This window comes from Rhodoferax sp. GW822-FHT04A08, from assembly GCF_058801025.1.
This window is the reverse complement of sequence record NZ_JBXAMW010000007.1, coordinates 65,586-78,970: the sequence shown is the minus strand read 5'-3', so window position 1 is coordinate 78,970 and position 13,385 is coordinate 65,586. Positions and strand designations below refer to the sequence as shown.

Below are 13,385 nucleotides of genomic sequence, written 5' to 3'. Positions count from 1 at the left end.
CAGGTGGATGCATTCCGCCAAGGAGTACAGAGTGAGCTTTTTTCGTCGATTGGTCGGTGTGGGTGCTGCAGTGATGTTGATCACCACGTTGAGTGGATGCGTGGTACGCCCGCTATGGTGGGGCGACCATGACCGGCATGACCATGAGCACTATGGCTATCACTCCGAGCCGCGCGACGGTGGTCGACAGGATGACTGGCGTCAAAACCGATAGGCCTCTGCAGCCCGTAAAAAGCCCCTACACGTTATCCAGTGCAGCCGAGATATCTGCCGCCTGTGTGGGGCGCACCATGCGCGCGACTTCCTGCCCGTCACGCAGCAGCACCAGTGTAGGCCAGAGCCTGACGCGGTAGCTGCGGCCCAGTGCCCGACCAGGACCGTCTTCCACCTTGATGTGACGCCACTGCGGATGCTGCGAAAGCACGTCGACAATTGCAGGCTGGGCGGCACGGCAATAGCCGCACCAATCGGTACCAAATTCGAGCAGGGTCAGGCCCGCTAGCGCATCCACTTCGACGCGCGCTGGCGCTTCCGACTCACTTAGATAAGGTTTGGGCAGGCTCATGTCCGGATTGTTGCCCATATCTGCAGACCCTGCGCTTTCCGGATTTGCGTGGTCCTGGTTCCTTCAAAGATGAGACTGATCAGACACACCATACATCCGCAAGATTCGGCGGAGTGCCATCCTCCTGGACTGTGCGCCATCCAACAAACGCATTGCGCCACAGGCAGCACACTAGGCACCATCGATTGCACGCTGCTGTCCACGCCAGATCCCTTGTACCCCTGCCCCGCGGCAACCCAATCTGCCACACTACTTCACCCCACCATTTTGAATCAATTACTCCAGCGATCGCTCAAGGCCATGACGCGTCTGGCGCTGCGCACCGGCGCCAGAGCCATAAAGCTGGCTTTGAAAACAGCAAAGAGACCGCTAGGCGCCAAGGCCGGCAAGCGTGCCATGCCCTTGCGTGTTGCCAAAACCGCCAAGACACCCACCCGGGCAAAGCTCTCGAGCGCGGCCAAGGGTATGGCATCCGGTGTGCATCAGGGACGCCGCTACCTGTTGTTCAAGCCACCGAACATGGGGCGCGGCGAGAGCCTGCCCTTGGTCGCGATGCTGCATGGCTGCATGCAAGACGCACAATCCCTGGCAGCGAGCACCCGAATGAATCGCCTTGCATCGTCAGAGCGCTTCATGGTTCTCTATCCACAACAAGACCGGCTCTCCAATTTGCAGAGCTGCTGGAATTGGTACGAGACACGTACCGGCCGCGCACAACGCGAGGCTGACTCCATCGCTGCTGCCATTGAGCATGTCTGCGCGTCGCAGCCGGCCGATCGCCATAAGGTGGCACTGGTGGGAATGTCCGCTGGTGCAGGCTTGGCAAGTTTGCTGGCACTTCGTCTTCCCGGACGCTTTCTGGCGGTTGTCATGCACAGCGGCATTGCGCCAGGCCAGGCGAGTTCCTACGCAACAGCCTTGAGAGCGATGGGTGGACGTGCGAAGGCTGTTGCACTCACCCGAACGAATGCCGACCAGCATTTGCCCGCCCTGCTGGTCATTCAAGGCAGTGGCGACTCCATCGTGGCATCCATCAACGGAACACAGTCTGCGCAAATTTGGGCCGAAAGGGAAGGCGCGCTGCCTGGCCGGGTACACGCGGTGCGGCGTGGCAAACGGTTTGCTGCCGATATCACGGACTACTACGCCGGGGAACGCCAGGTAGCGACACTCTGCATGGTCCATGGATTGGGCCACGCCTGGAGTGGTGGAGCAGCGGGTCTACCTTACAGTGATCCGCTGGGCCCGGATGCATCGCGCCTTGCCTGGTCTTTCATCAAGAAACAGATTGCCTGTAGTGGCGCACCCAACCCGGCGTGAATTCAGCAGGTTCCCACTTGCTTGTCTGCCCGTAAGGCAACACCTGCCGAACAATCACATCAATCGTCTTCGTGTTTACGCTTCTTGTGGTCGCCATGGTCTCGCCCATGGTCGCCATCACGGCCCTCATCGTGCCGGTGTTCCTCGTAACGCTCTCTTACCCAGTCTTCACGCACAAAGTACACAGGGCGCCCGCAAGCGTTGTATTCGTGGCAGTGCTTTTCCCAGTGCTTTTGATGTCCTGGAGGTACGTACAGATACACAGGCTCCCTCACAGGAGACTGAATGATCACGATGGGTTGTTGATTGATCACCCGAGGTGGCGGGAAATTTCCGATGTCGATCTGACCATACACACCGGGCTGGTTGATTCCGATGGAGATTCCAACGCTTGTTTCAGCAAATATGCTGAAGGTGGCAAATATGCCAATCGCCAACGCACATTGTTTCTTCATGTCTTTCTCCTTTTTGTGTATTGCCTGTATAACCCGGAACGACACTGTATCGTTGACCGTGAAGCGCAATTGGCGCGATTGCCACGAATGCCAGGGAGATGCTGATTGCGGAACCGATCAATTCTGCGCCAGCACAAATACATCATGGCGACCCGCCTTGCCCTTGATGGAGATACCCTCTCTGCGCGAAAACACATATCGTTCGCCGACCAGTTGGTACGTAGAACCCGACACCTGGATTTGTCCTGCGATTCCATGTGACTCCATGCGTGAGGCCATGTTGACTGCATCACCCCACACGTCGTAAACCTGCCGTGAGTTCCCGATGACGCCTGCCACCAGCTCGCCGGAAGAGATTCCGATGCGCAGCTCTATGCCCTCGAACTCCTTGCATGCGGCAAGCATCTCCCTACCCAGTTCCAACAGCACCTGAGCGTGGTCCGCTCTTGGCTCCGGCACTCCCGCTGCCACCATGTAGGCGTCGCCAATCGTCTTGATCTTGGTAAGGCCGCGGGCTTCCACGAGGGCATCAAAGCGCGAGAAGATGGCCGACAGCATGTCGACCAGACGATCCGGATCCATCTGCTCCGATAGCCGGGTGAAGCTCACGATGTCGGAAAAGAGCACGGAGCAATTCTGGTGACGCTCGGCGAAGCTGCGTCCGCTGGTCAACAGCCGCTCCGCGATGGGCTTGGGGAACATGCCACGCACCAGATCAACAAACCGATTGTTCGCCTCATGCAGGTAGGACTCGATGCGATTCACATCGCCGATGAAGGCGTGGACGATGAGATACAGAATGGCAAACGCACAGATGTTGTTGACCCATGTGCCGCCACGTCGAATACTGTCGGGCAGGGCGTAGCCGGAAACCAGCGGCGTGTTGCGGCTGGCAAAGTAGACAAAGGCCACAAAGCATGCCAGCGTAAATCCATAGCGGACCCATGCGCTCTCCCTTCTGAACAGCAGATAGCTGCCCACTGCGATCAACAGGAAATAGGTGTGCAGGGAGCGCGGCACATCCGCACTGGGAATATCAAAGAGCGCGTTGAGCAGGAACAGCAGGACGTATACCAGCCCCGCCAGAAGCAGTGACGCGAACCGCAGATTGCCTTGGCGCGCCAGCAACCCGATCGCCACGCCGCCAAGAACCAGCAAGAGGTCAACGCTGAGCAGGAAGCGATCATGCGCGAAACCGAAAAAGATCGCCCAGCAGCTGCCAAGCAAAACCATTACCAGGCTGGAGACATTCACAACCAGCCTGACCCGACGGGCGTGGGTGTTGCGCGGATCGTATGCGACAAGAAATCCACCTGCTTGGGGGTTGCGTTGCGCCATGGAATGCCGCCTCCTCCGGTTTGGGCCACTGTATCTGTCAGCCGGTCAATTTGCCACAGTCCTGCGCGATGTCAAGGGAGGCAACCCGGCGCTACCGGGCCGCAGGCACGCACCACTTGTGTGGGCGCGCGATCAGCGCCCGCCGCGCTCCATGGCTTCGCGTGGCAGACGCACCGGGAATTGCGCACGGATTGCGTCGTCTATGGCTTTGGGAATATGCGAGGGATAGTGCGTGGCCAGGATCTCCTCCAGCCGGCCGGCGGCACGGTCCACCAGCGAAGGCCGGCCCCTCTCTTCCCACTGGTTCGGGCTGGAGCGATCGCCCAGAGCGGGGTAGAGGTAGTCGCGCTGCATAAGCTGCAGGGTCTGGTCCGAACCCAGGTAGTGGCCCGGGCCTTCCAGACAGACTTGGCGCATGGTCTCCAGCGAGATGGATTCGTCGTTCACCTCGATGCCGCGAATGGTGCGCTGCACGGCGCCTATGAGGTCGTTGTCGATGAGCAGGCTCTCCAGCGAGAACCCCATCAGGCTGGCCATCATGCCGGCGGACTCGTAGATCAGGTTGGCGCCGGCATTGCCCACCAGGGCGTGGTTGTAGGCGCGCTCCATGCCGCACTGGGCATCGGGCAGCTTGGAGTCGGTCATGCCCGAGGCGGTGCCGCCGGTGAGGTCGTAGAAGCGCGAGATCTGCGCGCTGGCCGCCGACAGCAGCGCCTGCTCCGGGCTGCCGCCCGACATGGCGCCGGTGCGCAGGTCCGACACAAAGCACCAGGTCCCGAAGATGGCCGGCGCCTTGGGCTGGATGGCATTCACATAGACCAGACCGGCCAGGCACTCTGCCGTCTCCTGCACGAGTGCTGCGGCCAGCGACGCGGGTGCGGTGGCACCGGCCTGACCGGCCGAGAGCAGCAGCACCGGCATGCCACCGCGCACGGCCACTTCCAGGCATTTGCAGGCATCAAAAGCGAACTTCATGGGCGGCACCACAAAGCAGTTGGACTGGCTGACAAAGGGACGGGCGCGCCATTGGTCTTCGCCACCGGCAATCATGTGCAGCATCTTGAGGCTCTGCTCCAGATGCTCGGGCGCCACCCAGCTGGAGCCCACATGCTTGGTGGTGCCCGACACGCAAGCATAGGTGGTGTTGAAGTCCATCTCTTCCGGGAGAGGCAGGTCGCGGCACACCACCGAGCGCTGGTAGAAGTGCAGATGCTCCAGCGTGTCGACCACGCGGGCAATGTCATACAGGTCGCGCGTGGTGGACTCGCGGTACACGCCGGTGCGCGCATCGACCATATTGACCGCCGCACCCGCGGTGCCGAAATACACCTTGTCGCCCCAGGGCTCCATGTCGTGCTTGGGGTCCTGGCCGTAGAGCACGAAGTGGCGCGCCGCGTTGGCAATGGTGTCTTCCACCAGCGCGCGCGGGAACAGTAGGCGCCCGCTGTCGGTGAGCTTGGCACCGGCCTTGACCATGGCGTCTATGCCGCTTTGCAGCGCGTCGGCAAAGCCGATGGACTCCAGCGCATCCAGTGCAGCGTGGTGGATCTTGCGGACGTCAGCATCGCTCAGCGGCTTGTACTTGCCGCCCTCCATGCCGGGGCGTACCGGGCGCAGGTTGTCGGGCAAAGGAGCGGCGCGTGCAGCGCGGCGGGCGGCACGGGCACCGCCGCGGCGGGCCAGAGGAACTTCGGCTTCGGTCATGGTGTGTCCCTTCGTAGAAGCATCAGGCGCGCAACCGCGCGTTGCGGGGGTCGTACAGCGGCTCGGCACGCACCGTGGCCGTGCGCAACTGGCCCAGCACTTCCACCTGCAGCTTGGTGCCCGGCTGTGCCTGCGGCGTGCGGATATAGGCCAGCGCCACGCTCTTCTGCAGGGTGTGGCTCCACACGCCCGAGGTGGTCAGGCCCACGTTGTCGGTGCCGTGGAACACCTGGGAGCAGTAGGGCGCCTCGGCGTCGCCGTCCTCGTCGAAGATCAACGGCACGAAGCGATAGGCCGGGCCGCGCGCATGCTCGGCCAGCAGCGCCTCGCGGCCCACGAAGTCGGGCTTGCCCAGGTCCACAAAGCGGTCCAGCGAAGCTTCCAGCGGCGTGTAGCCACTCTCCAGGTCGCTCTTCCAGCCGCGGTAGCACTTGTCCACGCGCAGGCTGTCCATGGCGTAGAGACCGAAGTCGCGTATGCCGTAGGCCTGGCCCGCCTGCCACACCGCGTCGTACAGCGCCTGCATCTGCGCCACCGGCGCATGCAGCTCCCAGCCCAGCTCGCCCACGTAATTCACCCGCATGGCAAACACCGGCCCCACCACGGTGTCTATCGTGCGCGCCGACAACCAGGGAAAGGCGGCGTTAGACAGGTCGGCCGTGGTGATGTGTGTGAGTAGCTCACGGCTGCGCGGCCCGGCAATGATGAGCGTGCCGCGCTCGGCCGACACGTCGCGCACGCTCACGGTACTGCCTGCGTCCAGCCCCTGGCGGAGCAGGTCCATGTCGTGCGTGGCGGCAATGGCCGCGCTGATGATGTAGTAATGGTCTTGCGCCACGCGGGTGACGGTGAACTCGCTCCACAGCTTGCCACCGGGCGTGAGCGCATAGGCCAGCGACACGCGGCCCAGCCCCGGCAGGCGCGAGCAGGTGAGGCGGTCCAGGTGCACGGTGGCACCCGGGCCCTTGAGCTCGTACTTGGTGAAGCCCGGCAGGTCCAGCACGCCCACACGCTCGCGCACAGCGGCCACTTCCTCGGCCACCACGCCATGCCAGATGCTCTCGCGCCGGAAGGACAGCACTTCGTCTTGCGGCAGTTCACCGCGCAGGTCGAAGTACACAGCGCGCTCCCAGCCGCCCCGCGCACCGAAGCGCGCACCCTTGGCCTTGAGCGTGTCGTAGGTGGGCGATGTGCGCAGCGGCCTGCCGGCCGGCCGTTCCTCATAGGGGAAGGAGCTGGCGTATTCGTTCTGGTAGACCTCCACCGCCTTGGCCACGGTGTAGGCCGTGGTGGCGTAGTCGCCATAACGGCGCCGGTCCAGCGACCACAGGTCCCACTCGGGCTGGCCGTGCACCACCCACTCGGCCAGTGCCTTGCCCGCACCGCCGCCCTGGGTGATGCCAAAGCTGAAGGTGTTGCAGTGGAAGAAGTTGCGCAGCCCCGGCTCGGGGCCGATGTAGGGGTTGCCGTCGGGCGAATAGGGAATGGGCCCGTTCACGCCGCGCTTGATGCCCGCACGCGCCAACGTCGGCACGCGGGCCATGGCGTCTTCTATGTAGGACTCCAGGCGCTCGAAGTCATCATTCCAGAGCTGGTTGGCAAAGTCGTCGGGCAGGCCGTCCAGCCACATGGGCGTGGCCTTCCATTCGTAGGGCCCGAGGATGAAGCCGTTGCGCTCCTGGCGGAGGTAATAGGAGGTATCGGGGTCGCGTAGCAGCGGCAAGCGTGCGCTGCCGCGCTCCAGCAGCTCCTCTGCATCTTCGGTCACCAGGTACTGGTGTGACATCACCGCAATCGGCAGATGCCGGCCCACCATGGCCATCACCTCGCCAGCACGGTAACCCGCGGCGTTGACCACGATCTCGGCGGTGATCTCGCCCTTGTCGGTGGTCACCACCCACTCGCCACCGGGCTTTTGCCGCAGTGCCGTCACCCGCGTGTGGCGGCGTATGGTGGCACCCAGCGCACGCGCCTCGCGCGCCAGCGCCTGGGTGAGTTGCGAAGGGTCGATGTCGCCATCCAACGGGTCCCACAGCGCGCCTTGCAGGTCATGGGTTTCGATGAGCGGGTAGCGTTCCTTGAGTTCCGTGGGCGAAAGGATTTCATACTCCAGTCCGTTGGCCCTGGCCATGCTCTGCACATGGCGAAACTCGTCCATGCGGTTGCGCCCATGGGCCAGCCGCACCGAGCCGGTGAGGTGGTAATTGATCGGGTCTGCCGGGTTGGAAGCGAGCTCGCGGTACAGGGCGGCGGAGTACTTCTGCAGCTTGAGGAGGCTCCAACTGGTGGAAAAGGTCGGCAGGTTGCCGGCGGCATGCCAGGTGGAGCCGGAAGTGAGCTCGTCGCGCTCGAGCAGCAAGGCATCTTTGAGCCCCAGCTTGGCCAGATGGTAGAGGCAACTGCAGCCCACTACGCCACCACCGATCACCACTACCCGCACGTGCTCTGTCATGCTTGTCTCCATGGTTCTTCGCAAGAATCTCTATGGCAATGGCCCTGGTCTTTTCTCGCCATTGTTGGTCTTGGCAAATTGTAGTAGCCTTCGTGAAAATTTGTCACAAAATTTCACGGTAGGAAAAATTTCTGCCAAACTTTAACTTTCCGGAGGCCTTATGGAACTGCCAAACCAAGCGAATGTGGTCATCGTGGGCGGCGGCGTGGTGGGCGTCAGCCTGGCCTATCACCTGACTCTGCGCGGCTGCAAGGACGTGGTGCTGCTGGAGCGCCGCCAGCTCACCTGCGGCACCACCTGGCATGCCGCCGGGCTGGTGGGCCAGCTGCGGGCCACCCACAACATGACGCGCCTGGCGCAGTACACCACCGGGTTGTATGCCTCGCTGGAACAGGAAACCGGACAGGCCACGGGATTCCGCCAGACCGGCTCGCTTGCCATTGCCACCCATACCGAGCGCTTTGAGGAACTGCGCCGCGGTGCCTCCATGGCCAAGTGCTTCGGCCTGGAGGTGCAGACGCTCACGCCCACAGAAGTGATGGCGCTGTGGCCCGGCATGCACGGCAGCGATGTGGTGGGCGGCGTCTTCCTGCCCAAGGACGGGCGCACCAACCCCATAGACACCACGCAGGCCCTGGCCAAGGGCGCCAAGAGCCGGGGTGCGCGCATCTTTGAAGACACGGCGGTAGAGAAGATCCTGGTCGAGAACGGCCGCGCCGTGGGCGTGCGCACGGCGCGTGGCGAGATCCGCGCCGACACTGTGGTCAACTGCGGCGGCATGTGGGCGCACGAGCTGGGTGCCCAGGCCGGCACCACCGTGCCGCTGCATGCGGCCGAGCACTTCTACATCGTCACCGAACCCATGGCCGGGCTGCATGCCGACCTTCCGGTGCTACGCGACCCCGACGGTTGCGCCTACTTCAAGGAGGATGCGGGCAAGCTGCTGGTGGGCTGGTTCGAACCCGTGGCCAAGCCCTGGGGCATGCAGGGCATCCCGCAGTCGTTCTGCTTCGACCAGTTGCCCGACGACCTGGAACACATCGAACCGCTGTTGACTGCGGCCATGCACCGCGTGCCGCAGCTGGAACACACCGGCATCAACCTGTTCTTCAACGGCCCCGAGAGCTTCACCCCCGATGACCGCTACCTGCTGGGCGAAACGCCGGAGGTGCGCAACCTGTTTGTGGCAGCGGGCTTCAACTCCATCGGCATCCAGTCCGCCGGTGGTGCCGGCAAGGTGCTGGCCGACTGGATCGTGGACGGCCATCCGCCCATGGACCTGTGGGATGTGGACATCCGCCGCTGCATGCAGTTCCAGCGCAACAAGCAGTACCTGCGCGACCGCACGGTGGAAACGCTGGGCCTGCTCTACGCCATGCACTGGCCCTTCCGCCAACCTGAGACGGCGCGCGGCGTGCGCAAATCCATGCTGCACGACCGCCTGGCCGCGCAGGGCGCCTGCTTTGGCGAAACCGCGGGCTGGGAGCGCGCCAACTGGTTTGCGCCCGAAGGCGTGCAGCCGCAGTACGTCTACAGCTATGGGCGCCAGAACTGGATTGAACACAGCGCCGCCGAGCATCTGGCGGTGCGCGAGAGTGTGGGTCTGTTCGACCAGTCGTCCTTTGCCAAGTTCGTGGTGCAGGGGCCCGATGCCGAACGCGTGCTCAACCAGATCAGCGCCAACGATGTGGCCGTGCCGGTGGGCAAGATTGTCTACACCCAGTGGCTCAATGTGCGTGGCGGCATCGAGGCCGACCTCACCATCACCCGCGAGGCGCCCGACCGCTACTTGGTGGTGACGGCAGCGGCCACGCAGACGCGCGACTTCACCTGGCTGCAGCGCAACATCCCGGCCGACGCACGCGCCCTTGCGGTGGATGTGACCTCCAGCATGGCCGTGCTCAGCGTCATGGGGCCGCGCTCGCGCGAGCTGCTGGCCAGCCTGACGCCAGCCGACATGTCGGACGCCGCCTTCCCCTTCGGCACCTCGCAAGTCATCGACCTGGGCTATGCGCGTGTACGCGCCAGCCGTATCACCTATGTGGGCGAACTGGGCTGGGAGCTCTACATTCCCACGGAATGCGCTGCCGGTGTATTCGATGTGCTGATGGAAGCGGGCAAGGCCTTTGGCCTGAAGCTCGCGGGCTACCACGCGCTCAACTCCCTGCGCATGGAAAAGGGCTACCGCCACTGGGGCCACGACATCAGCGATGAAGACACACCGCTGCAGGCCGGCCTGGGCTTTGCGGTGGCCTGGAACAAGCCCGATGGCTTCATCGGCAAGGAGGCTTTGCTGGCGCAGAAGGCCCGTGGCGTGACGCGCAGGCTGCTGCAGTTCGCACTGCAAGACACTACACCGCTGCTCTACCACAACGAACCCATTCTGCGCGATGGCGTGATCGTGGGGCGCATCACCTCGGGTATGTTCGGCCACGCGATCGGCAAGTCGCTGGGCATGGGCTACGTGGAGTTCGGTGACGCGACCCAAGCCGCTGCACCACTGCAAGGACGCTACGAGATCGAGGTGGCGGGCGAGCGCTTTGCTGCCGAGGCAACGCTTACCGCCTTCTACGACCCCAAGGGTGCGCGCATTCGGGGCTAACATCACGCCATGGCCATTCAAGCAGCCCGCCTGCCCCATCCCGACGACCCTGCGACTGACGATGCGCAGCCGTCTGCGTTCGACCCGGAGGCGTCGATTGGCGAACAGCTGCGCGACCTGCGCAAGGCACGCAATCTGACGCTCAAGGAGGTGTCACAGGCCGCGGGTATTTCAGTGGGTTACCTGAGCCAGTTGGAGCGCAACCATTCGCGTCTGCCCATAGGCGTGCTCAAGAAGATCAGCGATGTGCTGGGTGTGCACATGAACTGGTTCTTCCAGCAAAGCAACGATGGTGTGGCCGCCGAACGCGATATCGTGGTGCGCGCCAACAACCGGCGCCGCATGTCGTTCACCGGTCTGGGCATCACTGAAGAGCTGCTGTCACCCAACCTGAGCGGGCCGCTGGAGTTGCTGATCAGCTCCATCGCCCCCGGTGCCGACAGCGAGGACTACAGCCACGATGGCGCCGAGGCCGGACTGGTGTTGGCGGGCACGCTGGAGCTGTGGGTATCGGGCCGGCACTTCACGCTGAACGCGGGCGACAGTTTCTCCTTCAAAAGCACCGAGGTGCACCGCTGTGCCAACCATGGCAAAGACACGACCCAGGTGCTGTGGGTGATCACGCCGCCGCACTACTGAAGCGCGGCGGCCAGGCTGCGGCACTTAGGCGAGGTCGAAACGATCCAGGTTCATGACCTTGGTCCAGGCGGCCACGAAGTCGTGCACGAACTTCTGCTCTGCATCGCTGGCGGCGTAGACCTCGGCCAGCGCGCGCAGTTGGGCATTGGAGCCAAAGACCAGATCGGCCACCGTTCCGGTCCACCTCACCACCCCTGTGCTGCGATCACGCCCCTCAAACACGCCCGCAGTAGACGACCGGCTCCACTTGGTGCGCATGTCGAGCAGGTTCACGAAAAAGTCGTTGTGCAGTGCTCCGGCCCGGGAGGTGAACACACCGTGCGGGGTGTGACCTGCGTTGGCGCCCAGGACGCGCAGGCCGCCTACCAACACCGTCATCTCCGGCGCCGTCAGCGTGAGCTGTTGCGCCTTGTCCAGCAGCAACTCGGCGGCCGCATCTTCCAGACCGGCACGCGTGTAGTTGCGAAATCCATCTGCCTGCGGCTCCAGCACGGCAAAAGATTCCACATCGGTCTGTGCCTGACTGGCGTCCATACGACCCGGTGCAAACGGTACCGTCACAGTCTGACCGGCGGCGCTGGCTGCGGCCTCTACCGCCGCATTGCCCGCCAGCACGATGAGGTCCGCCAGCGAGATCTGCTTGCCGCCGGACTGCGCGCTGTTGAACTGCTGCTGAATGCCTTCGAGCTTGCGCAGCACTTCTTGCAACTCTGCGGATTGGTTGACGGCCCAATCTTTCTGCGGCGCCAGGCGGATGCGGGCGCCATTGGCTCCACCACGCTTGTCACTGCCGCGGAACGTAGAGGCCGATGCCCATGCGGTAGCGACCAATTGGGCAACGGTGAGACCGCTGGCCAGCACCTGGACCTTGAGTCCTGCAACATCCTGTTCATTCACCAGCGCGTGGTTGACTGCCGGAATGGGGTCCTGCCAGATCAGCTCTTCCTGGGGAACCAGAGGACCCAGATAGCGGGCGCGCGGCCCCATGTCCCTGTGGGTGAGCTTGAACCAGGCGCGGGCAAAGGCATCGGCAAACGCTGCGGGGTCCTGGTGGAAGCGACGCGAAATCTTCTCGTACACCGGGTCCATGCGCAGCGACATGTCGGCCGTGGTCATCATGGGCGGGTGCTTCTTGCTGGCGTCGTGCGCGTCGGGAATCATGTGCTCCGGCTTGACGTTGCGGGCGACCCACTGGTGGGCGCCGGCAGGGCTCTTGGTCAGCTCCCATTCGTAACCGAACAGCATGTCGAAGTAGCCGTTGTCCCAGGTCGTGGGGTTGGGCTTCCAGGCGCCCTCGATACCGCTGGTGGTGGTGTGCACACCTTTGCCAGTGCCAAACTTGTTGATCCAGCCCAGGCCTTGCTCTTCCAGCGGCGCTGCTTCCGGCTCGGGACCGACCAGGGCCGGATCGCCTGCGCCGTGCGCCTTGCCGAAGGTATGGCCACCGGCCACCAGGGCTACGGTCTCTTCGTCGTTCATGGCCATGCGGGCAAAGGTCTCACGCACGTCGCGGCCGGACGCCACCGGATCGGGCTTGCCATCGGGGCCCTCGGGGTTCACATAGATGAGACCCATCTGCACCGCAGCCAATGGATTCTCCAGATTGCGGTCCCCGCTGTAGCGGCTGTTTTCCTTGTCGCTGGTGGCCAGCCAGGCTTTCTCCGAACCCCAGTAGACGTCCTGCTCAGGCTCCCAGATGTCGACGCGGCCACCGGCAAAGCCGAAGGTCTTGAAGCCCATGGATTCCAGCGCCACGTTGCCGGCCAGGATGATGAGGTCGGCCCAGGAGAGCTTGCGCCCGTACTTCTGCTTGATGGGCCAGAGCAGGCGACGCGCCTTGTCGAGGTTGCCGTTGTCGGGCCAGCTGTTGAGCGGAGCAAAGCGTTGGTTGCCACTGCCCGCACCGCCACGGCCGTCGCCCACGCGGTAGGTGCCGGCAGAGTGCCAGGCCATGCGGATCATGAGGCCGCCGTAGTGACCCCAGTCCGCAGGCCACCAGTCCTGCGAATCCACCATCAACGCATGCAGGTCCTTGACCACGGCATGCAAGTCCAGGCTCTTGAACTCCTGCGCGTAATCGAAGTCTGCCCCCATGGGGTTGGACTCTGCCGCATGCTGATGCAGGATTCCAAGCTTGATCTGATGAGGCCACCAGTCAGCGTTGGATGGCGCGGCGGCTGTGGCTGTCTTTTGGGCAGCGTGTGGAAAAGGACATTGGGCTTCTTTTGACATGCTGGACTCCGGTTGCGATGAAAGCGAAGTTCAGTGTAGGTGGGCTTGCGGATGAACGCCAATTGCATTCACCAATGC

The 13,385-nt window shown here is 63.4% G+C and carries 10 protein-coding genes; 4 read left to right on the top strand and 6 right to left on the bottom strand.

The features are described 5' to 3' along the window. The first annotated feature begins 31 nt into the window (after positions 1 to 31). Positions 32 to 214 (top strand): hypothetical protein, encoded by a 183-nt coding sequence (locus AC1RMF_RS14875; RefSeq protein WP_342620106.1) that lies wholly within the window; start codon positions 32 to 34, stop codon positions 212 to 214. 24 nt (positions 215 to 238) lie between these two features. Here AC1RMF_RS14875 and AC1RMF_RS14870 read toward each other — a convergent pair whose 3' ends face one another. Continuing rightward, positions 239 to 583, bottom strand: a complete 345-nt coding sequence (locus AC1RMF_RS14870; RefSeq protein WP_446737993.1) for a thioredoxin family protein — start codon at positions 581 to 583, stop codon at positions 239 to 241. Positions 584 to 832: 249 nt separating this feature from the next. Here AC1RMF_RS14870 and AC1RMF_RS14865 point away from each other — a divergent pair, with 249 nt between their 5' ends. Beyond that, positions 833 to 1,885 (top strand): extracellular catalytic domain type 1 short-chain-length polyhydroxyalkanoate depolymerase, encoded by a 1,053-nt coding sequence (locus AC1RMF_RS14865; protein ID WP_493142439.1) that lies wholly within the window; start codon positions 833 to 835, stop codon positions 1,883 to 1,885. 59 nt (positions 1,886 to 1,944) lie between these two features. Here AC1RMF_RS14865 and AC1RMF_RS14860 read toward each other — a convergent pair whose 3' ends face one another. From AC1RMF_RS14860 to AC1RMF_RS14845, 4 genes are all read right to left on the bottom strand, one after another. Further along, positions 1,945 to 2,340: a hypothetical protein gene (locus tag AC1RMF_RS14860; protein ID WP_493142438.1), complete on the bottom strand. Its 396-nt coding sequence runs from the start codon at positions 2,338 to 2,340 to the stop codon at positions 1,945 to 1,947. 117 nt (positions 2,341 to 2,457) lie between these two features. Next, complete coding sequence (locus AC1RMF_RS14855; RefSeq protein WP_493142436.1) at positions 2,458 to 3,678, bottom strand: adenylate/guanylate cyclase domain-containing protein; 1,221 nt, start codon at positions 3,676 to 3,678, stop codon at positions 2,458 to 2,460. 132 nt (positions 3,679 to 3,810) lie between these two features. Continuing rightward, complete coding sequence (locus tag AC1RMF_RS14850) at positions 3,811 to 5,382, bottom strand: trimethylamine methyltransferase family protein (RefSeq protein ID WP_493142434.1); 1,572 nt, start codon at positions 5,380 to 5,382, stop codon at positions 3,811 to 3,813. A gap of 22 nt (positions 5,383 to 5,404) precedes the next feature. Then, a complete protein-coding gene (locus AC1RMF_RS14845) occupies positions 5,405 to 7,834 on the bottom strand; it encodes a GcvT family protein (protein WP_493142432.1) in 2,430 nt (809 codons plus the stop codon). Positions 7,835 to 7,994: 160 nt separating this feature from the next. Between AC1RMF_RS14845 and AC1RMF_RS14840 the strand changes: the two genes are divergently transcribed. Both AC1RMF_RS14840 and AC1RMF_RS14835 read left to right on the top strand, forming a co-directional pair. Then, a complete protein-coding gene (locus AC1RMF_RS14840) occupies positions 7,995 to 10,436 on the top strand; it encodes a GcvT family protein (RefSeq protein ID WP_493142430.1) in 2,442 nt (813 codons plus the stop codon). A 9-nt stretch (positions 10,437 to 10,445) separates the two neighbouring features. Next, complete coding sequence (locus tag AC1RMF_RS14835) at positions 10,446 to 11,075, top strand: helix-turn-helix domain-containing protein (RefSeq protein WP_342620099.1); 630 nt, start codon at positions 10,446 to 10,448, stop codon at positions 11,073 to 11,075. 24 nt (positions 11,076 to 11,099) lie between these two features. Here the strand turns inward: AC1RMF_RS14835 and katG are convergent, their stop codons facing one another. Continuing rightward, positions 11,100 to 13,307 carry a catalase/peroxidase HPI gene (gene katG, locus AC1RMF_RS14830; protein WP_493142428.1) on the bottom strand — a complete coding sequence of 736 codons (2,208 nt, stop codon included), beginning with the start codon at positions 13,305 to 13,307 and terminating at the stop codon, positions 11,100 to 11,102. Positions 13,308 to 13,385 lie beyond the last annotated feature (78 nt).